This is a genomic window from Bradyrhizobium sp. WD16, assembly GCF_024181725.1.
Lineage (GTDB): Bacteria > Pseudomonadota > Alphaproteobacteria > Rhizobiales > Xanthobacteraceae > Bradyrhizobium_A.
On sequence record NZ_CP028908.1, the window covers coordinates 3,692,044 to 3,718,131 of the forward strand.

The 26,088-nt window shown below is 65.8% G+C and carries 22 protein-coding genes and 2 pseudogenes; 12 read left to right on the plus strand and 12 right to left on the minus strand.

The features are described from left to right. The first annotated feature begins 19 nt into the window (after positions 1-19). The 5 genes from DB459_RS17095 to DB459_RS17115 all read left to right on the plus strand — a co-directional run bounded on the left by DB459_RS17095 (position 20) and on the right by DB459_RS17115 (position 4,567). Complete coding sequence (locus tag DB459_RS17095) at positions 20-886, plus strand: branched-chain amino acid ABC transporter permease (RefSeq protein ID WP_253706469.1); 867 nt, start codon at positions 20-22, stop codon at positions 884-886. 7 nt (positions 887-893) lie between these two features. After that, entirely contained in the window at positions 894-1,922 is a 1,029-nt protein-coding gene (locus tag DB459_RS17100) for a branched-chain amino acid ABC transporter permease (RefSeq protein ID WP_253706470.1), read from the plus strand. Then, positions 1,919-2,671, plus strand: coding sequence for an ABC transporter ATP-binding protein (locus tag DB459_RS17105; protein WP_253706471.1), 753 nt, complete (start codon positions 1,919-1,921; stop codon positions 2,669-2,671). Before DB459_RS17100 ends, DB459_RS17105 begins: the two co-directional genes overlap by 4 nt. Next, on the plus strand, positions 2,664-3,380 hold the full coding sequence (locus DB459_RS17110; protein ID WP_253706472.1) for an ABC transporter ATP-binding protein: 717 nt from the start codon (positions 2,664-2,666) through the stop codon (positions 3,378-3,380). Before DB459_RS17105 ends, DB459_RS17110 begins: the two co-directional genes overlap by 8 nt. A 71-nt stretch (positions 3,381-3,451) precedes the next feature. Further along, entirely contained in the window at positions 3,452-4,567 is a 1,116-nt protein-coding gene (locus DB459_RS17115) for a cobalamin-independent methionine synthase II family protein (RefSeq protein WP_253706473.1), read from the plus strand. A gap of 12 nt (positions 4,568-4,579) precedes the next feature. Here DB459_RS17115 and DB459_RS17120 read toward each other — a convergent pair whose 3' ends face one another. The 3 genes from DB459_RS17120 to DB459_RS17130 form a co-directional block, all read right to left on the minus strand. Further along, complete coding sequence (locus DB459_RS17120; protein WP_253706474.1) at positions 4,580-6,337, minus strand: chloride channel protein; 1,758 nt, start codon at positions 6,335-6,337, stop codon at positions 4,580-4,582. A gap of 116 nt (positions 6,338-6,453) precedes the next feature. Further along, the gene (locus DB459_RS17125) at positions 6,454-7,212 is read right to left on the minus strand and encodes a 2OG-Fe(II) oxygenase (RefSeq protein WP_253706475.1); all 759 of its coding nucleotides are present in this window, start codon (positions 7,210-7,212) and stop codon (positions 6,454-6,456) included. A gap of 107 nt (positions 7,213-7,319) precedes the next feature. Next, positions 7,320-8,630 (minus strand): UDP-glucose/GDP-mannose dehydrogenase family protein, encoded by a 1,311-nt coding sequence (locus tag DB459_RS17130; protein ID WP_253706476.1) that lies wholly within the window; start codon positions 8,628-8,630, stop codon positions 7,320-7,322. 199 nt (positions 8,631-8,829) lie between these two features. Between DB459_RS17130 and DB459_RS17135 the strand changes: the two genes are divergently transcribed. The 6 genes and pseudogenes from DB459_RS17135 (at position 8,830) to ltrA (ending at position 16,520) form a co-directional block, all read left to right on the plus strand. Continuing rightward, positions 8,830-10,176 carry a hypothetical protein gene (locus DB459_RS17135; RefSeq protein WP_253706477.1) on the plus strand — a complete coding sequence of 449 codons (1,347 nt, stop codon included), beginning with the start codon at positions 8,830-8,832 and terminating at the stop codon, positions 10,174-10,176. Positions 10,177-10,231: 55 nt separating this feature from the next. Beyond that, on the plus strand, positions 10,232-11,428 hold the full coding sequence (gene metK / locus DB459_RS17140; protein ID WP_253706478.1) for a methionine adenosyltransferase: 1,197 nt from the start codon (positions 10,232-10,234) through the stop codon (positions 11,426-11,428). Positions 11,429-11,639: 211 nt separating this feature from the next. Then, the gene (ahcY, locus tag DB459_RS17145) at positions 11,640-13,043 is read left to right on the plus strand and encodes an adenosylhomocysteinase (RefSeq protein ID WP_253706479.1); all 1,404 of its coding nucleotides are present in this window, start codon (positions 11,640-11,642) and stop codon (positions 13,041-13,043) included. 723 nt (positions 13,044-13,766) lie between these two features. Beyond that, on the plus strand, positions 13,767-14,375 hold the full coding sequence (locus DB459_RS17150; RefSeq protein ID WP_253706480.1) for a hypothetical protein: 609 nt from the start codon (positions 13,767-13,769) through the stop codon (positions 14,373-14,375). A 213-nt stretch (positions 14,376-14,588) separates the two neighbouring features. Then, positions 14,589-14,702: pseudogene (locus tag DB459_RS17155) on the plus strand (transposase); the annotation flags it as partial. A 276-nt stretch (positions 14,703-14,978) separates the two neighbouring features. Next, entirely contained in the window at positions 14,979-16,520 is a 1,542-nt protein-coding gene (ltrA, locus tag DB459_RS17160; protein ID WP_253713608.1) for a group II intron reverse transcriptase/maturase, read from the plus strand. 41 nt (positions 16,521-16,561) lie between these two features. On the opposite strand, the gene DB459_RS17165 is transcribed toward ltrA, so the two are convergent. The 6 genes from DB459_RS17165 to DB459_RS17190 all read right to left on the minus strand — a co-directional run bounded on the left by DB459_RS17165 (position 16,562) and on the right by DB459_RS17190 (position 22,371). Next, a complete protein-coding gene (locus DB459_RS17165; RefSeq protein ID WP_253706481.1) occupies positions 16,562-16,828 on the minus strand; it encodes a hypothetical protein in 267 nt (88 codons plus the stop codon). Between the two features lie 51 nt (positions 16,829-16,879). Next, positions 16,880-17,581, minus strand: coding sequence for a fumarylacetoacetate hydrolase family protein (locus DB459_RS17170; protein WP_253706482.1), 702 nt, complete (start codon positions 17,579-17,581; stop codon positions 16,880-16,882). A gap of 38 nt (positions 17,582-17,619) precedes the next feature. Next, positions 17,620-19,449, minus strand: a complete 1,830-nt coding sequence (locus tag DB459_RS17175) for an ABC transporter ATP-binding protein (protein WP_253706483.1) — start codon at positions 19,447-19,449, stop codon at positions 17,620-17,622. Between the two features lie 559 nt (positions 19,450-20,008). After that, a complete protein-coding gene (galE, locus tag DB459_RS17180) occupies positions 20,009-21,022 on the minus strand; it encodes a UDP-glucose 4-epimerase GalE (protein ID WP_253706484.1) in 1,014 nt (337 codons plus the stop codon). A gap of 555 nt (positions 21,023-21,577) precedes the next feature. Next, on the minus strand, positions 21,578-22,084 hold the full coding sequence (locus tag DB459_RS17185; protein ID WP_253706485.1) for a GNAT family N-acetyltransferase: 507 nt from the start codon (positions 22,082-22,084) through the stop codon (positions 21,578-21,580). Continuing rightward, positions 22,081-22,371 carry a DUF1778 domain-containing protein gene (locus DB459_RS17190; RefSeq protein WP_253706486.1) on the minus strand — a complete coding sequence of 97 codons (291 nt, stop codon included), beginning with the start codon at positions 22,369-22,371 and terminating at the stop codon, positions 22,081-22,083. Before DB459_RS17190 ends, DB459_RS17185 begins: the two co-directional genes overlap by 4 nt. Positions 22,372-22,728: 357 nt before the next feature. On the opposite strand from DB459_RS17190, the gene DB459_RS17195 reads away from it, so the two are divergent. Next, positions 22,729-23,769: a glycosyltransferase gene (locus DB459_RS17195; protein ID WP_253706487.1), complete on the plus strand. Its 1,041-nt coding sequence runs from the start codon at positions 22,729-22,731 to the stop codon at positions 23,767-23,769. On the opposite strand, the gene DB459_RS17200 is transcribed toward DB459_RS17195, so the two are convergent. The 3 genes and pseudogenes from DB459_RS17200 to waaF form a co-directional block, all read right to left on the minus strand. Next, a complete protein-coding gene (locus DB459_RS17200; RefSeq protein ID WP_253706488.1) occupies positions 23,751-24,284 on the minus strand; it encodes an HAD-IIIA family hydrolase in 534 nt (177 codons plus the stop codon). The genes DB459_RS17195 and DB459_RS17200 overlap by 19 nt on opposite strands. A gap of 4 nt (positions 24,285-24,288) precedes the next feature. Continuing rightward, positions 24,289-24,879: a D-sedoheptulose 7-phosphate isomerase gene (locus DB459_RS17205; RefSeq protein WP_253706489.1), complete on the minus strand. Its 591-nt coding sequence runs from the start codon at positions 24,877-24,879 to the stop codon at positions 24,289-24,291. Positions 24,880-24,961: 82 nt separating this feature from the next. Then, positions 24,962-26,028: pseudogene (waaF, locus tag DB459_RS17210) on the minus strand (lipopolysaccharide heptosyltransferase II). Positions 26,029-26,088: the final 60 nt, after the last annotated feature.

Here is a 26,088-nt window from a genome sequence, read left to right on the forward strand (position 1 = left end):
CGCGCTTGCCGGAACGGCCATGACAGTTCTGACCATCCTGTTCGACGGCGTCGCCTACGGCATGCTGCTGTTCGTCCTTGCCTGCGGTCTCGCGGTGACCATGGGCCTGATGAACTTCGTCAATCTCGCCCACGGCGCCTTTGCCATGGCCGGCGGCTATGCCTGTGTCATCCTGGTCAACCGCTGGGGCCTGCCGTTCTTTTCGTCGCTGCCCCTGGCCTTCGTCTCCGCGGGCCTGATCGGCCTCGTCCTCGAGCGACTGCTTTATCGCCATCTTTACGGTCGCAACCACCTCGACCAGGTGCTGTTCAGCATCGGCATCGCCTTCATGGCGGTCACCGCCATGGACTACGTCATGGGCTCGCAGCAGGTCTTCATCCAGATTCCGGATTATCTGCGCAGCCAGATCGATATTTTCGGCATCGGCGTCGGGCGCTACCGCCTGATGATCATCGTGATCTGCGGTCTCCTGACGGTGGCGCTGCAACTCATTCTGGCGCGTACCCGGTTCGGCAGCCGGCTGCGGGCCGCGGTGGACGACCCCCGCGCCGCCACCGGTCTCGGCATCAACGTCAATCAGGTCTTCGCGCTGACCTTCGCCTTCGGCTGCGGCCTCGCCGGTCTCGGCGGCGCGCTCGGCGCCGAGATCCTGGGTCTCGATCCCTATTTCCCGCTTAAATTCATGATCTACTTCCTGATCGTGGTGGCGGTCGGCGGCACGTCGACGATCACCGGCCCGTTCGTCGCCGCGCTGCTGCTCGGCATCGGCGATGTCGCCGGCAAATATTATGTTCCCAAGATCGGCGGCTTCGTCATCTACGCGATGATGATCGCGATCCTGCTCTGGCGTCCGAACGGCCTGTTCGGACGCTCGGCGACGCGGTGAGGCGACGATGACCATGACCTCGCATCCCGCCATCGGCGAACAGCTCGTTGCCAAGGCGAAATGGCGCTGGCCGGAGGCGCTGTTCTGGCTCGTTGCCTTCGGGGCGATTTTCCTGTTCCCGAACCGCTACCTCATCCTTACCGAGATGGCATGGCTCGGCCTGTTCGCGCTCTCGCTCGATCTCATCCTGGGCTACGCCGGCATCGTCTCGCTGGGACACGCGGCTTTCTTCGGCCTCGGCGCCTACGCCGCCGGGCTGCTTGCCAAGCATGGCATCGTCAACGAGCCGGTGCTCGCGCTCGTCGCCGCCGGGCTGGTGGCCATGGTCGCCGGTTTTCTCACCAGCTTTCTGGTGATGCGCGGCACCGACCTGACGCGGCTGATGGTGACGCTGGCGGTGGCTCTCGTGCTGCGCGAACTCGCCAACCGCTATTCCGACATCACCGGTGGCTTCGACGGCCTCCAGGGCATCACCATGGCGCCGATTCTCGGGCTGTTCGAGTTCGATATCTTCGGCAAGGTGGGCTTCATCTACTGTCTGTGCGTGACGTTCGTGCTGTTCCTGCTGGCGCGGCGCATCGTCCATTCGCCGTTCGGCCTGTCGCTGCGGGCGATCCGCAACAATCCGTTGCGGGCGGCGGCGATCGGCATTCCGGTCAATCGCCGACTGATCGCGATCTATACGGTGGCGGCGTTCTTCGCCGGCATCGCCGGTGCGCTGTTCACCCAGTCCACGGCGCTCGCTTCGCTCGACGTCTTCTCCTTCGACCGTTCCGCCGACCTGCTGCTGGTGCTGGTGATCGGTGGTACCGGCTATCTCTATGGCGGGCTGATCGGGGCGGTGATCTTCCGCCTGCTGCAGGAGACATTCTCGTCCTGGACGCCGCAATACTGGCAGTTCTGGATCGGCCTCGTGCTGGTGGTGGTGGTGCTGATCGGTCGCGACCGCATGCAGCGCTGGATCGGTGTGGTGACGAGCCGTCTCGGCCTCGCCGGCCGCGCCGCGACCGTCGCTCCGGGCGAGGGCACGTCATGACCTACGCACTCGAAACCATCAATCTGCAGAAGCATTTCGGCGGCCTCGCCGTCACCCGCGACCTGTCGCTCAAGGTCAAGCGCGGCGCCCGCCACGCTTTGATCGGCCCGAACGGCGCCGGCAAGACCACGGTGATCAATCTGCTCACCGGTGTGCTGCGGCCGAATGGCGGACAGATCCTGCTGGACGGCGCCGACATCACCTCGCTGCCGGTGCATCAGCGGGTGCTGCGCGGCCTGTCCCGGACCTTCCAGATCAACCAGCTCTATCCCGAGCTGACGCCGCTCGAGACCGTCGGTCTCGCGGTATCCGAGCGGCTCGGCCATGGCTCGGACTGGTGGCGGGTGCTCGGCACCCGGCCGGACGTCAACGGCGAAATCGCCGAGCACCTGGCGCGTTTCCACCTGTTCGACGTGCGCGGCGAGCGCACCGCGACGCTTCCTTACGGCAAGCAGCGGCTGCTCGAGATCGCCGTGGCGATCGCCACCAAGCCGCGCGTGCTGCTGCTCGACGAGCCGGCCGCCGGCGTGCCGGAGAGCGAGCGCCACGACATTCTCGCGGCGGTGGCGAGCCTGCCCCGCGACGTCACCGTTCTGCTGATCGAACACGACATGGATCTCGTTTTTTCCTTCGCCGACCGGATCTCGGTGCTGGTCAGCGGCGCCATGCTGGTCGAAGGCGAGCCGGACGACGTGGCGCGCGATCCCCAGGTCAAGGCGGTGTATCTTGGCGAGGGTGCCGATGTCTGACCTGCTGGCGATCACCGATCTGCGCGCCGGCTACGGCGAGGCCGTGGTGCTGCCGAAATTGACCCTGTCGCTGCCTGAAGGCCAGGTTCTGGCGCTGCTCGGCCGCAACGGCACCGGCAAAACCACATTGATCAATTCCATCGTCGGGGTCACCCGCCGCTTTTCCGGCAACATCGTTCTCGGTGGGGAGGATTTCACCAGGATGCGGCCCGACCAGCGCGCCCGTGCCGGCATCGGCTGGGTGCCGCAGGAGCGCAACATCTTCCGCTCCCTCACCGTCGAGGAGAACATGACGGCGGTGGCCCAGCCGGGACCCTGGACCCTCGAGCGGGTCTACGAAATGTTTCCGCGGCTTTACGAGCGCCGCCGCAATTTCGGCAATCAGCTGTCGGGCGGCGAGCAGCAGATGCTGGCGATCGGCCGCGCGCTCACGCTCAATCCGAAGGTGCTGCTGCTCGACGAGCCGACCGAAGGCCTTGCGCCAATCATCGTCGACGAGCTTCTGGCGGCACTCGGCAAGATCACCCGTTCGGGCGGCATCTGTTCCATCATCGTCGAGCAGAACGCCCGCAAGATTCTCGGCCTCGCCGACCGGGCGGTGATCCTGGAGCGCGGTTCGATCGTCCACGATGCGCCGAGCGTGGCGCTGATCAACGATCCGGCGACGCTGGAGCGCTTTCTCGGGGTTTCCGGCGGCGCCGGGCATTGAGCTATGCCGACCGGCATTCGTCTTCGGTGCCGCCGGTGGGACGGCAGGACATTCAACACGGAGGAACGACCATGCAGCGAACGATACCACCTTTCCGCGCCGACGAGGTCGGCAGCCTGTTGCGTCCGCAGCGCATCAAGGAAGCCCGTGCCAAGCTGGAGGCCGGTGAAATCGATGCCGCCGAACTGCGGCGCATCGAGGACGTCGAGATCGAAAAGGTCGTCCACAAGCAGAAGTCGATCGGCTTGCAGCTCGCGACCGACGGCGAGTTCCGGCGCTCGTGGTGGCACTTCGATTTCCTCGCCAAGCTCACCGGCTGCGAACTCTATCACCCGGAAGGCATCCAGTTCGCCGGCGTCACCACCCGGCCGGACAATGTCCGCGTCACCGGCAAGATCGATTTCGCCGACGACCACCCGATGCTCGATCACTTCCGGTTTCTCAACAAGCAGTGCGCCGTGACCGGCGCCACCGCCAAGATGACGATTCCCTCGCCGGCGGTGCTGCATTTCCGCGGCGGCCGCAAGGCGATCTCCAAGGACGTCTATCCCGATCTCGAACCGTTCTTCGAGGATCTGGCACGGACCTATCGCAAGGCGGTGAAGGCGTTCTACGACGCCGGCTGCCGCTACCTGCAGTTCGACGACACCGTGTGGGCCTATCTGTGCTCGCAGGACGAGCTCAAGAAAGTGCGCGAACGCGGCGAGGAGGTCGATCGCCTGCAGGAGATCTACGCCCGCGTCATCAACTACGCCATCGCCGACAGGCCGGCCGACATGGCCATCACCACCCACGTCTGCCGCGGCAATTTCCGTTCGACCTGGATCTCCTCGGGCGGCTACGAGCCGGTGGCGGAGACGCTGCTGGCCGGCACCAATTACGATGGCTATTTCCTGGAATACGATTCCGACCGTGCCGGCGGTTTCGAGCCGCTGCGCTTCCTGCCGAAGGGCAAGAAGGTCGTCGTGGTCGGGGTCATCACTTCGAAATTCGGCCAGCTCGAGCGCAAGGACGACGTCAAGCGCCGGCTGGAGGAGGCCGCCAAGTTCGTCGACATCGACCAGCTCGCGGTCTCGCCCCAGTGCGGCTTCGCCTCGACCGAAGAGGGCAATATCCTCTCCGAGGAAGAGCAGTGGGCCAAGCTGAGCCTTGCCGTCGAGGTCGCCAACGAAGTCTGGGGCAAATAAGGCGGCTTCCGGTCACAGCTCTCCAAGCGCTTCGCGGCGGCGCTGCTCGGATTCCTCCGAGTAGCGCCGCAGCGCATAGGCCTCGGTGAGCAGGCCGACGACGCGGCGGTCCTCGACGGAATCGACCACCGCGAGGGATTCCGCCTCGGCCTTGTCGAAGGCGGCCACGGCTTCCTGGATATTCATGCGGGGCAGCAGCATCGCCGACTGGCAATGCAGGATGTCCCGGACCTGGGCGGCGGTCGTTTCCTCGGCATGGGCTTCGGTCACCAGCGTCATGCCGGCATAGCGGCCGTCGGCGTCGACCGCCACCACCTGGGTGCGCGAGCCGAGCGGGAATTTCGTCCTGAATTCGCCGAGTGCCATGCCGGCGAACACGGTCGGAACGTCGCCGCGCATCATGCTGCCGACGGTGAGGTCGCGAATCCAGCCGACATCGGCGGCGCTGCGGATGGTCTCGCCCCGCAGGTGGAAGCGCCAGGTCGCGAAGGAATAGCCGAAGATCTCGCGGGTGAGCTGGGCGGAGATGATGATCGCGACCAGCACGGCGGTGGCGAGCCAGAGATTGCCCGTGGTCTCGAGCGCGATGAAGGACATCGTCAACGGCCCGCCGATGATCGAGGCCGACAGTGCTCCCATGCCGATGATCGAATAGACGTTCGGATCGAGCACGGCGCCGGGAAACAGCACGGCGAGCCCGGCGGCGAACAGCCGTCCGCCCAGCGCGCCGAGCAGCAGCGAGGCGAAGAACAGGCCGCCGCGAAAGCCGGAGCCGAGCGAGGCGATCGAGGCCAGTGTCTTGAGCACGAAGACGAGGGCGATCATCCGCAGGCTCATCTCGTCGAGGCCGGCGAGATGCAGCGCGCCGTGTCCTGACGACATCACCTGGGGCGTGGCGAGGGCGAACAGACCGACGATCAGCCCGCCCAGCATCGGCCGCAGCGGCGGCCATAGCCAGCGCCGGTTGAGGATCTTCTCCCAGAGCGCGACGCTGCGCATCAGGGCGATGCCGAACAGTGCGGCCACCGTGCCGAGCAGGCCGGCGATCACCAGGTCCTGGGTCGCCACTTCGCCGATCTGGCCGGAGACGATACCGATCGAGAATGGGGCGAAGACGCGGGCGACGACGAAGCCGAGCACCGCGGCGACGCCGACCGGGGTGAGCGCCGCCGGGGTGTAGCCGCCGATCACCAGTTCGAAGGCGTAGAACGCGCCGGCCAGCGGTGCGCCGAAGGCGCCGGCGATCGCGGCGGCGGCGCCGCAGCCCACCATGATGCGCTGGTCGGCGCGACGCAGGTGGAAGGCGCGGCCGACCGAGGCGGCGAGGCCGCTGGAGAGCTGGGTGTAGCCGGCCTCCAGCCCGACCGAGGCGCCGACGCCGCTCGACCAGACCGTCTGCAGCGCCACGATGACGCTGCCGCGGAACGACATCCGGCCGCCATGCAGGGCGTTGGCTTCGATCGGGTCGACTTCTCGTGCGGGCCGCCAGCGCAGCAGCACGAGGAATGCGAGGCCGATCGCCAGCCCGCCGAGAGAAGGCACCAGCAGCGCCGTGGCTGGATCGAGCCGCGGCTGGGCGGAGAGGCGGGCGCCGAGCGGCAGCCCGAACAGCGCCGCGTGCAGGAAGCTGACCGCGCCGCTCATGGCGGCGACGCCGAGACCGCCCATCACGCCGATCAGGGCCGCGAGCAGGACGAGGCTGGATTCCCGTGCCCGGACCAGGGCGCGCAAGCGCAGCGGGGCTTCGAGATAGCGGCTCGTGGATGGCATGGGCGGGATCGACCGGACCGAGACCTTCAGGGGCGCCGACCGTCAACGTCCCCATGCGGTTCTTGATCGATTTCGCCGCCGATGAAAAGCACCAATTGCGCCGGTGCGCCGCGCGCCTACGCCGCGTCGTGGAAGATGATGCCGAGCGTGTGCCGACGGCCGGAGCGCAGCCGGCTGACGCCGTGGCGCAGGTTGACGCGATAGATGCCACGACTGCCCTGGACGGGCCGGTGGCGGACGGCGAAGGCCACCGCGTCGCCCTGGCGCAGCGGCACCACCTCGGCGCGCGACTGCATGCGCGGGCGCTGCTCGGTCAGGACGAATTCGCCTCCGCTGAATTCCCGGCCCGGTTCCGACAGCAGCACGGCGACCTGCAGAGGAAAGACGTGCTCGCCATAGAGATCCTGGTGCAGGCAATTGTAGTCGCCGGCGTCGTAGCGCAGCAGGAGAGGCGTCGGCCTGATCTGTCCGGCGGCGTGGCAGCGGGCGAGAAAGGCCGCATGCTCGGCCGGGTAACGGGTCGAGATCCCCAGCGCCGCGTTCCAGCGGCTGGCGAGCGGCGCGAGGCGCGGATAGAGGGCCGCGCGCAACGCCGCGACGACATCGGGCAGCGGATAGGCAAAGTACTGGTATTCGCCCCGGCCGAAGCCGTGGCGCGCCATCACGATGCGGCTGCGGAAATGATCGCCGTCATAGAGCGCGGCGAGGCTTTCGCAGTCCTCGCGGCTGATGAGGCCGGGGAGCACGGCGCAGCCGCTGGCATCGATGTCGGCCTCGATCGCGGTCCAGTCCGAAGCGGCCACGGCCGAACGAACGGCTTCGGCGGCGGACGATGCGGCCGGCGCGGATGGGCGGGAGCGGGGGGCGGCGGGCATGGCGGATCGGCTCCTCGGGTGCAGATCGATGCGCGGCCGGTGCGCATCGTTTCCGTCACCATGCGGCGCCGCCGCGCCGTCACGCCACCCGTTTTGCGGCTTGCCGCTTAGCGGCGCGCTCGCCCGATGCTCTCGTAGGCAAAGCCGTGCTCGGCCATCTCCTCGGGCCGATAGATGTTGCGCAGATCGACGATCACCGGCTGCGCCATCTCGCGCTTCAGCCGCCTGAGGTCGAGGGCGCGAAACTGCTCCCATTCGGTGACGATGACGAGGGCGTCGGCGCCTTCGGCGCAGGCATAGGGATTGTCGCAATAGGCGATCGCGGGCAGCTCAAGCCTCGCCTGCTCCATGCCCTCGGGGTCGTAGGCCCTGACCTGCGCGCCCATGTCCTGCAGCGCGGTGATCAGCGGGATCGACGGCGCTTCGCGCATGTCGTCGGTATTGGGCTTGAAGGTCAATCCGAGCACACCGATGGTTTTGCCGCGCAACTGGCCGCCGAGCGCGGCGGCGACCTTGCGGGCCATCGCCCGCTTGCGGCTGTCGTTGACCGCCAGCACCGCCTCGACGATGCGCAGCGGCGCGTCGTGGTCCTGCGCCGTCTTGACCAGCGCGCGGGTGTCCTTGGGAAAGCACGAGCCGCCGAAGCCCGGTCCGGCATGCAGGAATTTCGAACCGATGCGGTTGTCGAGGCCGATGCCGCGGGCGACCTCCTGGACATCGGCGCCGGCGCGCTCGGCGAGATCGGCGATCTCGTTGATGAAGGTGATCTTGGTGGCGAGAAAGGCGTTGGCGGCGTACTTGATCAGCTCTGCCGTGCGCCGGCCGGTATACATGATCGGCGCCTGATTGAGATAAAGCGGCCGGTAGATCTCGGTGATCACCTTGCGCGCGCGCTCGTCGTCGGTGCCGACCACGATGCGGTCGGGGTGTTTGAAATCGCGGATCGCCGCGCCCTCGCGCAGGAATTCCGGGTTGGAGGCGACGAGGACGTCGGCCTGCGGATTGGTCTCGGCGATGATGCGCTCGACGTCGTCGCCGGTGCCGACCGGCACCGTCGACTTGGTGATCACGACCGTGAAGCCCGTGACGTTGGCCGCGATCTCGCGCGCCGCGGCGTGGACGTAGGTCAGATCGGCATGGCCGTCGCCACGACGGGATGGGGTGCCGACGGCGATGAAGACGGCATCGGCCTCGGCGACCGGGGCGGACAGATCGGCGGCGAAATCGAGCCGCCCGGCGGCGGTGTTGGTGGCGACGAGCTGGTTCAGCCCGGGTTCGAAGATCGGGATCTCGCCGCGCTGGAGGGCGGCGATCTTGCCGGCGTCCTTGTCGATGCAGGTGACGTGATGGCCGAAATCGGCGAAGCAGGCTCCGGAAACCAGGCCGACATATCCGGTGCCGATCATCGCAATGCGCATGCTGCGGTTCGCTCCTGCTTCCAAAAACAACGGGCCGATGGCCGGTGAGTTGCCGGCCTTGTAGCAACTGGCTCGCGGGCTGACGAGGCCGCGCGGGCCCCGGCTTCCCGCCGGACGGGCGGTCCACAGGCCGATTCTGCGCCGCTCCGGAACGGTGGTAGGGGAGAAGGGTGACCGATTTGCGAAGCCCCTCGAGGCGATGAAAAACGATCAACTGCTCGCCAACATTTCCGAGTACTGCCGGCAGGCGGGGATGGCCGAATCGACCTTCGGCCGCCTGGCCGTCAATGACGGCAAGCTGGTCTCGCGCCTGCGCGAGGGCAAGCGCATCACGACGGATACGCTGGAGCGGATCCGGGCCGTCCTGGATGGCGCTCTGCCGGCGCCGCAGCGCCGCCCGGAACCGCCGCCGGAGCGGCGCGACCCCCGGGGCAACTTCCGCTTCTTCGAAAACCGCCAGAAATACCTGCTGTTCGTCCACACCTGCAGCGAAAAACGGGTGATCGCCCATCGGATCGAACTGGAACTTGGCAGCATCCACCCCCGGCCACCGGCCCTGCGGCTGTTCGATGCCGGGGTCGGGGATGGTACGGTGCTGGCCCGGGTTCTGCGCGCAATGCATGCCCGTTTTCCCCACATGCCGTTTTATGTGGCAGGCAAGGAGATCAGCCTCGAAGACGTTCGCCTGACCCTGGAGAAGCTGCCCGACCGCCTCTACGAGCATCCGGCCACGGTCTTCGTCCTGACCAACATGTATTACGCCGAGGCGCCGTGGCTCGCCCCTCGCTCCCCGGCCGCGGCCGCGGCGATGATCTGGCGGGAGGTGGCCCTGACCGGCTCCACATCTGGGGATTTCGAGGCCCAGATCGCCGAATTGCAGCCTTTTCTTGAGGAAAACTGGCGGGCCAGCATCAGCCCCCGCTCGGGCATGCCGGTTTATGAGCGCCCGATTGCCCTGGTTTTCTACCGCGACGACCACCGTTTCCTGCTCGATTCGGTGATTCCCAGGGCGGGCAAGGTCGAGGCGGGTTTCGACCTCGTGATCGCGTCGCAGCCCTATCGTGCCAAATCCTCGGTCTCGTTCCGGGCCAAGCGGATCATCGCACCGCTGGCCAGGGCGTTGCGGCCGGGAGGGCGGCTGATCGGAATTCACTCGTATGGCCATGATCCGGGGATGGAGATCATCGATGCGGTCTGGCCGGGAGAAAATCCTTTCGCCGTCAGCCGCCATGAGATATTGCGCGCGGTCAAATACGAGCTCGGTCCGGACGGGCGGAACCTGAACTTCAACGCCTATTCTGACGCCCGGTCGATTTTCCGGTATGATATGGAAGCATTGCCCAATGAGGTGACCGGGTCTATCGGCACATCAACGGCCTTTGCAGCCTGGAATGCGGCGGTGTATGTCGCTCAGGTCGAGGATGACCGGTTGGCGGATATCACCCAGAACGGGCAATATCTCGACACCAGTCGGGAGGTCCTGCGCCGGCACAACGGCCTGTGGTTCTACGACGAGTCCTACGTCATCTCGCGTCGGCGGGACTGACGTTTCATGATCATCAATGCGGACCGCTGGAGTGGTCCAGCGGAAGGGGTTCTTGATGCGCGCGTCCTACTTGTTCACCAGCGAGTCGGTGTCGGAAGGTCACCCGGACAAGGTCTGCGACCGGATCTCTGACGAGATCGTCGATCTGTTCTATCGCGAAGGGCCGAAGGCCGGCGTCGATCCGTGGGCGATCCGAGCCGCCTGCGAGACGCTCGCGACCACCAACCAGGTCGTGATCGCCGGCGAGACCCGCGGTCCCTCGACCGTGACCAGGGACTGGATCTCCCATGTCGCGCGCATGGCCATCCGCGACATCGGCTACGAGCAGTCCGGCTTCCACTGGGACAAGTGCGATATCAAGGTGCTGCTGCATCCGCAGTCGGCCGACATCGCCCAGGGCGTCGACGCGCTGCAGCCCGGCACCAACCGCGAGGAGGGCGCCGGCGACCAGGGCATCATGTTCGGCTACGCCTGCAACGAGACCCCGGAGCTGATGCCGGCGCCGATCTATTACGCCCACAAGATCCTGCGGCTGATCGCGGAAGCCCGCCATTCCGGCGACGAAGCGGTGCTGGGACCGGATTCCAAGAGCCAGGTCACCGTGCGCTACGAGAACGGCAAGCCGGTCGGCGTCACCCAGATCGTGGTGTCGCACCAGCACCTGATCGAGGATCTCACCTCGGCCAAGGTGCGTGAGCTGGTCGAGCCCTATGTGCGCCGGGCGCTGCCCGACGGCTGGATCTCCAAGGACACGGTGTGGCACGTCAACCCGACCGGCAAGTTCTACATCGGCGGTCCCGACGGTGACGCCGGCCTGACCGGCCGCAAGATCATCGTCGACACCTATGGCGGCGCGGCGCCCCATGGCGGCGGTGCGTTCTCGGGCAAGGATCCGACCAAGGTCGATCGTTCGGCGGCCTATGCGGCGCGCTACCTTGCCAAGAACGTGGTGGCGGCCGGCCTCGCCGATCGCTGCACCATCCAGCTCTCCTACGCCATCGGCGTCGCCAAGCCGCTGTCGATCTATGTCGACACCCACGGCACCGGCAAGGTCGATGCCTCCCAGATCGAGAAGGCGGTGGGCGAGGCCATGGACCTCACCCCGCGCGGCATCCGCCGGCACCTCGACCTCAACAAGCCGATCTATGCGCGCACTTCGGCCTACGGCCATTTCGGCCGGCAGCCCGACGCCGACGGCGGTTTCTCCTGGGAGAAGACCGATCTGACCGACGCCATCAAGCGCGCGGTTTAGGAGCCGCGGTCGGCTCGTTCACACCACATCGTCATGGCCGGGCTCGTCCCGGCCATCCACGTCTTAGGCATCGATGCCCTCCAGACGTAGATGCCCTGCAGAGCAGACTGGTCTACGCAGTCTGCACAAGACCGACTGCTATTGCCGGGCATGACGGCGGAGGCAGACCCTCGGGCCCGCGGGCCACTTCAAAGAGACAAGAGGAAAATTCATGAGCAACGCCGACTACATCGTCAAGGACATCGGTCTCGCCGAATTCGGCCGCAAGGAGATCGATCTCGCCGAGACCGAAATGCCGGGCCTGATGGCGACCCGTGCCGAATTCGGCGCTTCGCAGCCGCTGAAGGGCGCCCGCATTGCCGGCTCCCTGCACATGACCATCCAGACCGCGGTGCTGATCGAGACGCTCAAGGCGCTCGGCGCCGATGTCCGCTGGGTGTCGTGCAACATCTATTCGACCCAGGACCACGCCGCCGCGGCGATTGCCGCCGCCGGCATTCCGGTGTTCGCCTTCAAGGGCGAGAGCCTGAAGGAATACTGGGACTTTACCGCCAAGCTGTTCGACTGGCATGGCGGCGGCGTGCCCAACATGATCCTCGACGACGGCGGCGATGCCACCATGTTCGTCCATCAGGGCCTGCGCGCCGAGAACGGCGACACCGCCTTCCTCGACAAGGCCGAGAGCGAGGAAGAGGAGATCTTCTACGCCCTGATCAAGAAGAAGCTCGCCGAGAAGCCGAAGGGCTGGTTCGCCGAACTCGCGAAGAGCATCCGCGGCGTCTCCGAGGAGACCACCACCGGCGTCAACCGCCTCTATCAGCTCGCCGCCGCCGGCAAGCTGCTGTTCCCGGCGATCAACGTCAACGACAGCGTCACCAAGTCGAAGTTCGACAATCTCTATGGCTGCCGCGAGTCGCTGGTCGACGCCATCCGCCGCGGCACCGACGTGATGATGTCGGGCAAGGTCGCCTTCGTCGCCGGCTTCGGCGATGTCGGCAAGGGCTCGGCGGCGTCGCTGCGCCAGGCCGGCTGCCGCGTGCTGGTGGCCGAGGTCGATCCGATCTGCGCGTTGCAGGCGGCGATGGAGGGCTACGAGGTCGTCACCATCGAGGACGCGCTGCCGCGCGCCGACATCTACGTCACCGCCACCGGCAACCGCGACATCATCACCATCGAGCACGTGCGGGGGATGAAGGATCGCGCCATCGTCTGCAACATCGGCCACTTCGACAACGAGATCCAGGTCTCGTCGCTGCGGAACTACAAGTGGACCAACATCAAGCCGCAGGTCGACGAGATCGAACTCGCCTCGGGCAAGCGCATCATCCTGCTGTCGGAAGGCCGGCTGGTAAATCTCGGCAACGCCATGGGCCATCCGTCGTTCGTGATGTCGGCCTCCTTCACCAACCAGACCATCGCCCAGATCGAGCTCTGGACCAACCCGGGCAAGTACGACGAGAAGGTCTATACGCTGCCCAAGCATCTCGACGAGAAGGTCGCCATGCTGCATCTGAACAAGATCGGCGTGAAGCTGACCAAGCTCAAGCCCGAGCAGGCCGCCTATATCGGCGTGCCGCAGGACGGCCCGTTCAAGGCGGATCACTATCGCTACTGAGGCCGAGCCAAGGCTCACGGCAGACAACAAGCCCCGGAGCGATCCGGGGCTTTTTTGATGGGTGCGCAACGTCGCGGCGGATTGGCGTAGACGCCGGCCCTCGACCAACGGTCGTCCTCCGCGAAAGCGTTACAATATGCACACATCTGATCCGCAGCCGGGAAAGCGGCCACTGTTTCAGCCTTTCCGTCGTCATGCCCGGCCTTGTGCCGGGCATCCACGATTTTGAAGCCTCATTTCGGTGACATCATTTCGGTGACAGTGCATTTAATTGAGCTAGCCCGTAGAGCCCGTCAGGAGGGGCCGAAGGCTTGGCGATGCTTGGCTGCTTCCACCACTTCGTCGGGGTATTAAGTGCAGTGTCACCGTAACTCTGATCGGATCCTTTGGTGCTGGTCTGGGCGCTTTTGGCGCTGCCATGGACAGGCTTGCGGATGCTTGGGCGGGCGGTGCAGTTTACGAACAAAGGCAGACGCCGGATCAGGAGGCACTGAAAGATATTGTCAAAGGTGCTACGAACGACGGTCGCAAACCTCTTTCCGTTCCCGACACCGAAACGGTGCTCGATTGGGCAAAGGAGACAAATTACCCTGGCGTCCGGGCCGGGGTTGGAGATGTCTCGCGACCATCGAATTGGGCTGGGGGCAATGGGCAGCCGCATATACACGTTCCTGGTGTTGGTAGCGGACATGTTCCTGTCGAAGATGGCGTGATGCCACGGTGATGAGTAAAATGCTAAATCTGTGTGGCTTTGTGGTTGTTAGGAAACCGGAGTTTGCGGCGAACGAACTCATTAGACCGAACTTGCGCCTTGGCAATCTTCTTTACCAAGGTGTTGATCGGCTTCGTTGGGAGGACCTGGAGGTCGCCCACTACAACCGAACTTTGCCGACCGCAATGATCCCCATATTCGAGGAGCTTGAGCGGGAGAATAACGATCTCTCTGGGCTAAAGCTGCTGAAAGATCTGAGCAAAGCCCAGCGGACGTTAAGCCTCGCTTCTGCGGTCTCAGAAATCATAGGCATATGGTCCGTCGAGCTCGAGCAAATCAAGGGATCCCAGGACCATCCCCTTAATTGGAATTTCTTGGGGTTCGATTGCTTTGGATTGGGAGAATGGTCTCTTTTGCTTGAAGGCGTGTTCGCTCACCCGAATCTGTTTCCTGGGCTGATGGGCAACCTAAATGAAAATGGACTATTACGGTCTGAACAGGCGTGCCTTGAGCTGAGGGAGCGCTATCTCGCTCTTTCAGAAGAGGAATTGGTCGAGCCGCTTATGCAAAGCAGTTCGGTAACAAACGTTAAGATCTTTGGTCCCCGTTGCGTATCGTAACCGGAATTACGGTGACAGGTGCGCCGAATTACGGTGACACTGCACTAAATTAGCCGAGACGCTCTGCAATGGCCCGTCTGGAATTTCGGTGACAGTGCATTTAATTGAGCTAGCCCGTAGAGCCCGTCGGGAGGGGCCGAAGGCTCGGCGATGCTTGGCTGCTTCCACCACTTCGTCGGGGTATTAAGTGCAGTGTCAACGTAACTCCGCGGTGAGGTCTGGCCGAAAACACGCGAGCAGCGCTGCTGGGTGCACAAGACTGCGAACGTGCTCGCCAAGCTGCCGAAGAGCCAGCAGCCGAAGGCCAAGCGCGCATTGCAGGAGATCTGAATTTCGGTGACAGTGCATTTAATACAGAATTTCAGTGACAGTGCATTTAATTGAGCTAGCCCGTAGAGCCCGTCAGGAGGGGCCGAAGGCTCGGCGATGCTTGGCTGCTTCCATTACTTCGTCGGGGTATTAAGTGCAGTGTCACCGTAACTGTGGTCAGAGACCCTGGCATGTATGGACGCTCTTCGACCAGGAACCGGGAGGTCTCTCGCTCGACCACAGGCCGCATGGCCGTCTGGTCCGCATCGGGAAGGCGATGAGCCGAAGCCGATGATGCACGAACGGGAGAAGTCAGACCCTGCCATAGTAGCCGTGAAGCCTGCGAACACAGCCGATCGACCGGAGATGGCGCGAGCAGTTGTGGAGCAGGTGGAGCCAAGGGCAGGGGCCGAGGAGAACGCGACACAGGACGGCACGCACCGGACACCGAGCCGGGCTGACGTGTCCCCCGGACTGGAGCGCGTACGACAAACTGCGAGGGGGCTGAAGGAGAAGTTCACCGCGCTCCTGCACCATGTCGATACCGATCTGCTGCTAACCGCCTATCACGCGTTGAAACGCGAGGCGGCGGCTGGCGTGGACGGGATGACATGGCGCGACTACGGCGAGGATATCGAGCGCAGGCTCGAGGACCTGCACGGCCGTATTCATCGGGGAGCGTATCGAGCGCAACCGTCGCGGCGGACGTTCATACCGAAGCCGGATGGCAGAGCGCGCCCGCTCGGCATCGCGACGCTGGAGGACAAGATCGTCCAGCGCGCGCTGGTCGAGGTGCTGAACGCGATCTACGAGGAAGACTTCCTCGGGTTCAGCTACGGCTTCCGACCAGGGCGGAGCCAGCATCTTGCGCTGGACGCGCTGGCGGTCGGGATCGATCGCACACAGGTGAACTGGATAGTGGACGCCGACATCGCGGGGTTCTTCGACACGGTCAGCCACGACTGGCTGATCCGCTTCGTCGAGCACCGCATCGGCGACCAACGGGTGCTCCGCCCGATCCGCAAATGGCTGACGGTCGGGGTGATGGAAGACGGGGTGGTGACGCCGAGCGAGGTGGGCACGCCGCAGGGCGCGGTCATCTCACCACTGCTGGCGAACATCTACCTGCATTACGTCTTCGATCTCTGGGCGCAGCAATGGCGCAAACGCCATGCCCGAGGGAACGTCATTCTGGTGCGCTATGCCGACGACATCGTCGCCGGCTTCGAGCACAAGGCCGATGCCGAGAGGTTCTTGACGGAGCTTCGTCAACGGATGGCCGAGTTCGCGTTGTCGCTGCATCCGGACAAGACGCGCCTGATCGAGTTTGGCTGCTTCGCGGCGGCAAACCGAAAGCGGCGCGGCCTTGGCAAACCGGAGACGTTCAACTTCCTGGGCTTCACGCATATCTGCGGACGCACGCGCAAGGGATACTTCCAGCTCCGGCGGAGGTCCCGAGGTGATCGGATGCGGAGTAAGCTGCGTGAAGTCAAAATGGAGCTGAACAGGCGACGGCATGAACCGATCTCGAAGCAGGGGCATTGGCTGAAACAGGTCGTCACCGGCTGGTACAATTATCATGCCGTACCGACCAACGGCCCTGCGCTCTGCGCCTTCCGCGACCGCGTGGCCGAACTCTGGCACCGCACGCTTCAGCGGCGAAGCCAGAAAGACCGGACCCCATGGGATCGCATGAGGCAAATCGCCAAGCAGTGGCTACCCGTACCCAATATCCGCCATCCCTGGCCCAACCGCCGCTTCGCCGTCACTCATCCAAGGTGGGAGCCGGATGCCTTAATCGGGCCCGTCCGGTTCTGTGCGGGGGGCGTCCAGTAATGGACGTCCCTACCGCGATTGCACTAAATTAGCCGAAGCTCTCAGCTATGGCCCGTCTCGCCCGCGTCGTCATTCCCGGCATTCCGCATCACGTCACCCAGCGCGGCAACGGCCGCGCGCGGACATTTTTCAGCAATGCAGATGATGCGCTCTGCCGCCGACGCTTCTTGCGAAGCGTTGCGCGGCGGCGAGCGGGCGGCGCAGATCAGATCCCAAAATGCAGAAGCCCCGGATCGCTCCGGGGCCTTCTTCGATCCAAGGTGATGCCGGCGGTCCGCAGTGTCAGCCTGGTGGTCCGATTCCAACATTCGCATCCCGTTTCTGCAGGCGCATTTGCGAATGTTGGAATCATAGGACCACTAGTCCACCAGCGGCCCGATCTGCACCTTGAGCGTGCCGACGCCGTCGATGCCGCACTCGATCCTGTCGCCCGGCGCCAGCGCCGCGACCCCGGCCGGGGTGCCGGTCATGATGATGTCGCCCGCACCCACGCTGACCTGCAGCGACAGGCGGGAGATGATCTCGGCGGTGTTCCAGATCATCTCGGCGAGGTCGCCGTTCTGGCGTTGCGTGCCGTTGACCGACAGCCAGATCCGCCCCTTGGCCGGATGGCCGATCTCGGCGGCGGGCTTCAGCGCGCCGCAGGGCGCCGAGAGGTCGAACGACTTGCCGATCTCCCAGGGCTGCTCCTTCTTGCGCGAGGCGGTCTGCAGGTCGCGCCGGGTGAGGTCGATGGCGACGCCGTAGCCGTAGACGTGGCCGAGCGCCTGGTCGGGGGTGATATTGGTGCCGCCGCTCCTGAGCGCCACCACCATCTCGACCTCGTGCTGGAAGTCCTTGGTCAGCGACGGATAGGGCACCGTGGCGCCGTCCTGGGCGATCATGTCGGCATGCTTGGCGAAGAAGAACGGCGGCTGGCGCTCGTCGTTGCCGAGCTCGCGGATATGCTCGAGATAGTTGCGGCCGACGCACCAGATCCGGCGCACCGGAAAGCGCGCTCTGGTCCCGGTGACCGGCAGCGACGGAACGGGCAGGGCGGGGATGACGTAGCTGTCGCTCATGGGTGTGGGTCTCAACGGCTGGTCGAAGGATTTCGTGATCAGGCGGAAGCGGCGACCGGCGCCAGCGGCGCGTCCTCGCGCTGCTGCAGGCGGAAGAACGAGGCGTAGCGGCCGTTGCGGCGAAGCAGGTCGTCGTGGCGGCCGGATTCGACGATGCGTCCGCCCTCGACCACGTGGATGGCGTCGGCATGCATGATGGTGTGCAGGCGGTGGGCGATGACGATGGTGGTGCGATTGGCGCAGAGATGATCGATCGCCTCCTGCACCTGGCGCTCGGATTCCGAATCGAGCGCGGCGGTGGCTTCATCCAGCAGGATCAGGGGCGAGTTCTTGAGCAGGGCGCGGGCGATCGCGACGCGCTGGCGCTGGCCGCCGGAGAGCTGGGCGCCGTGTTCGCCGACCGGGGTATCGTAGCCGAGCGGGAACGCCGAGATGAAGTCATCGGCGCAGGCGGCCCTGGCCGCCGCGACGATCTCCTGTTCGCTCGCGCCGGGGCGGCCGAAGGCGATATTCTCGCGGATGGAGCCACGGAACAGGTAGACGTCCTGGCCGACATAGGCGATCTGGCCGCGCAGCGAGTGGCGCGACACGTCCGCAATATCCTGGCCGTCGATCAGGATGGTGCCGCTATTGCGCTCATACAACCGCAACAGCAGCGCCAGCACCGTCGACTTGCCGCCGCCGGAGGGACCGACCAGAGCCGCGACCTTGCCCGGCTCGGCGATCAGATTCATGCCGCTGAGCACCGGCTCGTCGGGGCGATAGGCGAAAGAGACCTCGCGCAGTTCCACCCGCGCCGGACCCATGGCGAGCGCCGGCTTGTCGGCATCGTCGGGCTCGGTCGCCGGGCTGTCGACGATCTCGAGCAGCTTGCTGGCGCCGATCAGGCTGCTGTTGAGGTCGATGTTGAGCCGCGCCAGCCGCTTCGCCGGCTCATAGGCGAGCAGGAAAGCGGTGAGGAACGAGAAGAACTGGCCCGGCGTCGCACCCTTCACCACCACGCCGTAGCCGCCATACATCAGCGAACCGGCGATGGCGAAGCCGCCGAGCATCTCCATCAGCGGGCTCGAGCGGTTGGAGACGCGAGCGATCTTGTTGGCGTTGCGCTCGTTGGCATCGATATTGGCGTCGATGCGCGCGCGCATGATGGCCTCGAGCGTGAAGGCCTTCACCGTGCGGATGCCCTGCAGCGATTCCTGCATGGTCTCCAGGATGTCGGAATTGGTGGTGAACTGGTTCTGGGCGAGATTGCGCACCCGGCGGACCAGCTTGCGCAGCACCACGATCGCCGGCGGCGCCACCACGAGGCCGAACAGCGACATCCAGGGATCCTGGGTCATCATCACGACGACGAGGCCGATCAGCGACAACAGATCGCGGCCGACCGCGGTGATCAGGAGGCTGAGCACCTGGGTGACGGCGGCGGCCCCGGCGGATAGGCGCGCCAAAAATTCCGACGAATGGCGGTCGGCGAAGAAGCCGAGATTCTCGCTCATCAGCTTGGCGAACAGCCGGCGCTGGTTGGAGGCGACGATGGCGTTGCTGATGCGCGAGAGGATGACCTGGTGGCCATAGGTCGCCGCGCCCTTGACGATGAACAGCACCATGGTGACGACCGACAGCATGACGATGCTGCGGAAGTCACGCGCCACATAGGCGGCGTTGATGACTTCGCCGAGCAGCCAGGCCGACAGCGCCGTGGCGCCGGCGACCACCGCCATCATGGCGAAAGCCGCGAGGTAGCGCCGCCAATAGGCGGCGCCCTGCTCGCGGACGAGGCGCTTGATCAGCGCCGCGGCGCGATAGGGATCGTCGGTGATCTTGCGCGGGGCGTTGCCTCGCGGGGTGTTGTCTCGAAGATCGGTCATCCGCATTCCAGCGACGGCGCGGCAGGTCGCGGCGCGGTCTCCTCATTGGAGGATTAGAGGCAAAAAGCTGCGTCTCCAATGCCCCCAACCGGCCGGAAATTCAAGCGGAAAACCGGCTTTTCCAAATGTTTCAAGGACTTGGCGGGGGTGCGCCGGACGCGCTCGGTTGCCCCGAGCCCCCGCCACGCTCGCCGTCGTCGCCGCCCGACTTGATCGGGCGACTTAAGTACGCCGGGACGCCTGTGTTGTTGAAACCGTCAATCGCTGTGCACCGTCCCACCGACACGGCGTACTGGGTCCCCCGCTTGAAGCGGGGGACGACGGCAGAAAATGCATCAACGTTCCGCCAAATCACGGACCGAGGCGCGCTGACCTCTCGTGGGCCGCTGCAGTATCCCACATTCCTTCGTCGTCGCCCGACTTGATCGGGCGACCAAGTACGCCGGGACGCCTGTGTTGTTGAAACCGTCAATCGCTGTGCACCTTCCCACCGACACGGCGTACTGGGTGCCCCGCTTCAAGCGGGGGACGACGGCAGAAAATGCATCAATGCCCGACCTTACGCCGTCGCCATGGCCGGCGCCGGCACGCCGCGCCGGGAGAGCCAGTGTTCCTCCCAGGCGAGGGCGTGGGCCGCGATGACGTCGAGGTCGTCGTAAGCCGGCGTCCAGTTCGTGGCCGCGCGGATCCGCGAGGTGTCGGCGACCATGGTCATGATGTCGCCGGGCCGGCGGCCGGATTCCTGCACGGCGATCGACCGCCCGGAGACGCGGCGTACCGCATCGATCACTTCGCGCACCGAATAGCCGCGACCATAGCCGCAATTCCAGGTCGCCGAGCCGCGGCCGACGGCAAGGTGGGCGAGGGCGGCGCGGTGGGCCTGGACGAGATCGCTGACGTGAATGAAATCGCGGATGCAGGTTCCGTCCGGTGTCGGATAGTCCGTGCCGTGGATGTCGATCTTGGCGCGCTGACCGGTGGCGACTTCCACCGCGACCTTGAGCAGATGGGTGGCGCCGGTGGTGGCGAGGCCGGTGCGCGCCTGCGGGTCGGCGCCGGCGACGTTGAAATAGCGCAGCACGACGTATTCCAGGCCGTGCGCCGCGGCGGTGTCGTGCAGCATGATTTCGCTCATCAGCTTCGACATGCCATAGGGCGACAGCGGCCGGGTCGGCGCATCCTCGGCGACCGGCACACGATCAGGATTGCCGTAGACCGCCGCGGTCGAGGAGAAAACGAAACGCGGCACGCGGCAGCGCACCGCGGCGCTGAGCAGGTTGCGGGTCGTCATGGTGTTGTTGCGGTAGTAGCCGAGCGGATCGCGCATCGAGTCCGGCACCACCACCGAGCCGGCGAAGTGGATGATGGCGTCGACGTCGTGGGCGGCGATGACGCCCTCGACCAGGTTCTCGTCGCCGGCATCGCCGATGAATAGCGGCACGTCCTCGGGCAGCAGCGACGAGAACCCGGTGGAGAGATTGTCGATGACGACGACATCGTCGCCGGCCTCGCGCAGCGCCAGCACCATGTGGCTGCCGATATAGCCGGCGCCGCCGGTCACAAGCACGGTCATGATGGTCCACCCGTCTCCGCCGTAGGCAATTGCGAGACATAAGCCACACTAGCTTTTTGATTTTGCTAGTGTCCCGATGTCTCCGAATTACCGTGCGAGGGTGAGGCAAACGAAGCGGTAATTCGGAGACGGGACACTAGGGTCGCGAGGGTGAAGAGGTTCTTTGCGGGGAAGGGGGATGTAGCCGGTATGCTTAACAAGACGTAGTGTGGTGGATCTGACGCTCGTTTCAGTATTGCAGCGAGTTCTTCGAACGAGCGTCAGATCCAAAACCACACTAGAATCATAATGATGCTAGTGTCCCCTTGTTTCCAACGTTCGTATGAGCGCCTGCTGCAATGGGATACGAACGTTGGAAACAGGACACTAGCTAGCCGCAGCACTTCTTGCGGCAGTCGAACGATGGGTCCCGCGGTCAGTTCGGCGCGGCAGGTGCGCCATTTCAGAACAGAGCTCTGAACACCGATTGCGATCGATTTCCCGCCTGAGGCGGCGACCAGGGTACGCACGCGGCGGCGCGGGGCGGAATTGGGGCAGCGGTGGAGACGACGCACGTCATGGCGATACCAGGCTCAACGCCGTCGCCACCGGCAGATAGAGAGTGCGCGGCCGCCGGACCAACGGCGTGAAACCGAAGGCTGTATAGAAGGCAGCCGCACCGTCGTCGATGGCGTCGGCAAAGATGGCGTGCGCACCGATAGGCGCGGTCGCCACGGTCTTGATGGCGTCGAACAGCAAGGCTTCTCCAAGCCCTTGTCCAGCGTAATCGCTATGCCGCCCAAGCCAACCGATCAGCACCGCCGGGACAGTCGGATAGCGCGGCAGCTTCTTCGCCAGCAACTCGGGAACCTCGTTCAAGGGGACGTTGCTGGATGACAGGGTGTAGAAGCCGGCCACCCGATCCGTCGCGATCTCTTTGGCGACGAAGCAGGTGGCGTATTTGCGCTTCACGTCCTGCGAGACGGTCTCGCGGAAATAGCTATCGATCCGGTCGTTGCCGCACGTGAAATCCGCCCGCTTGTGCGCCTTCGCCAGCGGCTCGATGGCGAAGCGGACGCTCACCGGCGTTCGATCAACTCGGCATGGCGCTTGGCTGCGCGGACCAGCCGCTCATTCGGCTTGGGCGGATTGATCAGCGCCTCGGCAAAGCGGATTTGATCTTCTCGCGCGAGGCGCATGATCTCGGCGTCTTCGACGACGCGCCTTGCGTCCTCGCCGGCCGTGGCGATGAGATAGCCGGTCAGGGTCAGGCCGCGCAGTCGGGCGGCGCGCTGCATCTGGTCATAGACCTGGACGGGAATACGCGCTTCCAACCGGGCGGTCTCGGCTTCGACTTGGGGCTTGGGCATAGGGGCCTCCTTCGGTCCTGTTATATACGGCAAAATGCCGTATCGTTCAAGGCGCTTCATAGCCCCGCCCCGATCTGCCGCTTGCGGCTGAACTCCCGTTCAATGCCGCCGTCGTCGCGCCGAGGAGCGGTTGAAACGTTGACGACGGCCCTGCAGACCTGGACCGGCGCAGATGGATTTGGCATGCGGATTCATAGGGCTATGGCGGAAACGTAGTTCTCATCATCGCCGGTCGCGGTGCGCGGGCAAGGGGCCGCGGGCGTGACGGCAAGACCGGGCACAGCCCCGCTCATTGCCTCTTCCTCGCGGTGGCGATTGGGGATAAGCGTCCGCGATGGAACCGGGGCCGGGCAGGGAATGACGGACGTCGAATTGCAGTCACTCGAGGTGGTCGTCGCCAATCTGCACCGCCGCTATTCCGGCGTGACCGCCACCAGCCGCGCGGTGGCGCCCTTCGTCGCACGCCGTGTGCGCGCCGGCTGGCTCGGCACCGACGCCCCCGAGGGCATCGCCCGCCTGAATTTCCGGGATCTGGTCGCGCTGTGGCGCCGGCGCCGGCCGCTGGTATGGCACGCGCGGCGCAACGATGAAATGATCGTCGGCGTCCTGCTCAAGATGCTGGGCTGGCCGTTCCGGCTGGTCTTCACCTCCGCGGCGCAGCGCCACCACACCTGGATCACCCGCTGGCTGATCGGCCGCATGGACGCGATCATCGCCACCAGCGAGGTCTCGGCCTCGTATCTCACGCGTTCGGCGAATGTCGTCCACCACGGCGTCGACGCGGCACGCTACGCACCGCCGCCGGATCGCGCCGCCGCCTTCGCCGAGACCGGGCTGCCCGGAAGCTTTGCCATCGGCTGCTTCGGCCGGGTGCGGGCCCAGAAAGGTACCGACCTGTTCGTCGAGGCGATGTGCGCCCTGTTGCCGCGCTATCCGGATTTCACCGCGGTGATCGTCGGCGCCATCACCCCGGAGCAGACGCCTTTCGCCGCCGGCCTCAAGGCCCGGATCGCCGCTGCCGGGCTCGCCTCGCGCATCGTCATCCTCGGCGAGTTGCCGATCGACGACGTGGTGCGCTGGTTCCAGCGTTTGACGATCTATGCCTTCACCTCGCGCAACGAGGGCCACGGCATGACCCTGATCGAGGCGATGAGCGCGGGCGCGGCGCTGGTGGCGACGCGCGCCGGCGCCGCCGAACTGGTGGTCGCCGACGGCGACAGCGGTGTGCTGGTGCCGACCGACGACGCCGCCGCGCTCGCCGCCGCCATCGAGCCTTTGATGCGCGATCCCGCGGCCGCCGCCGCGATGGGGGCGCGGGCGCGGGCGAGCGTCGCCGCGCGCTTCAGCCTCGATGCCGAGGCCGACGGCATCGTCGCGGTCTATCGCGCCCTGCTGTGACGCTGCAGGCAGGCGGCAACGAACGCATCGAGATTGCCACCCGCGAACAACTCGCCGGGGATGCCGGCGGCGGATGCCGCCGCCATGTCGATGGCGCGGTCGCCGATCAGGAAGCTGCCTTCGCGCTGCACCGGCCAGTGCCGCATCAGGTCGAGGATCATGCCGGGCCGGGGTTTGCGCCAGTCGCTGTCGCTGCGATAGCGCGCCAGCGGCGCCTCGGGATGGTGCGGGCAGTAGCGGATGTCATCGATGCGGGCGCCGTCGCGACCGAGTTCTTCGCGCATCCAGTGATGCAGCGCCGCGACATCGGCTTCGGAAAACATCCCCCGCGCGACGCCTGACTGGTTGGAAACGACGAAGACGAAATAGCCGGCGTCATTGAGGCGGCGGATCGCGGCGGCCGCCCCCGGCATCCAGCGAATGCGTTCGGTGGTGCCGATATAGGCGTCGTCGTGGTTGAGGACGCCGTCGCGGTCGAGAAACGCGGCGGGGCGCCTGTCCTCGGTCACGGTCATGTTCTCAGCCGCGGGCGGTCGGGGCCAGCGCCTGCTCGACCGCGTCGCAGATGGCGTGGCCCGCCATGAGGTGGATCTGCTGCGCCACTGCGGTCTCCTCGCAGGGGGCGACGAACAGGTGGTCGCAATGGGCCGCCATGGCGGCGCCCTTCTTGCCGGTGAAGCCGACGGTGAGGAGGCCGCGCCGGCGCGCCGCGGCGAATGCCGCGAGCACATTGGCCGACGTCCCCGAGGTCGAATAGCCGAAGAACACGTCGCCGGGCCGGCCGAGGGCCTCGAGCTGGCGGGCGAAGACGGCTTCGAAGCCGTAGTCGTTGGCGATTGCCGTGAGCGCCGAGGTGTCGGTGGTGAGCGCGATGGCCGGCCAGCCTGGCCGGTCGAGCTTGTAGCGGCCGACGATCTCGGCGGCGATGTGCTGGGCGTCGCCGGCGCTGCCGCCGTTGCCGGCGAGCAGCAGCTTATGGCCGCCGCGCAGCGCCGCGATCAGCGTCTCGGCGATGACCGCCGTGGTGGTTTGCAACGCGTCGTCGTGCGCCGCCGTGGTGAGCGCAGCGAGCGAGGCCGCGAAATGGGCTGCGATGGGGGTCTTGGTCAAAGCGTCACCGCGGGCGGAGGATCGGGACTGAACAGGTCAGGGTGTCGTAATGGCCGGCTCCGGCCGGCGCAAGCGCAGTCCTTTACCTGACCGGCTCGCTGGTCCGCGCCAGAATGGCCTCGGCCTTCCCGACGACCTCGCCGGGCGTGATATCGGTCATGCAGCGGTGATCGTTCATGGTGCAGATCGGGCGATGGCAGGGCTGGCAGGGCGGCGGGGTCCTGGTCCCGACCGTGGCGGCGAGGCCGTTGAGCGGTCCCCAGAGCCAGGGATCGGTCGGGCCGAAGATCCCCATGGTCGCCGTGCCGAGGGCGGCGGCGACATGCATCAGCCCGGAATCATTGGCGATGGCCACTTTGGCGGCGGCGAGGGCCAGGATGCCGTTGCGCAGGTCGGTGCCGGTGAGATCGCGCACCTTCGCGCCGCCGGCGGCGACGATCTCCGCGGCAAGAGCCTTTTCGCCGGGGCCACCGACCACCCAGACGTCGTGGCCATGGGCGGCGAACAGCCGCGCCGCCTCGGCGTAGCCCCCCAGCGCTTGCCCGAGCCGACCGAGCCGGGGGCGAGCGCGATGGCCGGCGCCTCGCCGAGGCCGTTCCGGGCGCGCCAGGCGGCGAGCTCGGCCGTTGGCACGACGAGCTGGGGAACCGGGAGCTCGGCCGGAGCCGGGGCGCCGGGCGGCAGGGCGAGGGCGACCTTCTTGTCGATGATCCGGGGCAGGGCCTTCTCGCCCCAGCGCCAGTCGTTGATCAGTCCGAACCGGACCTCGCCGACGAAGCCGGTGCGCTCCGGGATGCCGGCGAGCCACGGCGCGATGGCCGATTTCCAGGTCCGCGGCATGATAAGAGCGGTAGCATAATGCTGGGCGCGCAAGGTCTGCGCCAGCGTCCACTGCCTGGCGAGGGCAAGGCGGCTGCGCGGCAGGTCGAAGACGATGCTGCGGCGGACCCCGGGCATGTAATCCACCAGCGGCGCGCATAGCGAGGTCGCCAACATATCCACCGGCCGGTTGGGCCAGCGCTCCTTCAGCACCCGCACCACGCTGTGGCCCCGGACGAAATCGCCGATCCACATATACGGCACGATCAGGATCGGTTGCTCGTCGGCGATATCCACCGGCTCCCCGCTAAGAACTGAATCAATATTCATTTATTCGACGGCACGACTGTTCTGTTGCGCAGCGGTTAGCGGTTGAAAGCCCCGCCGTCC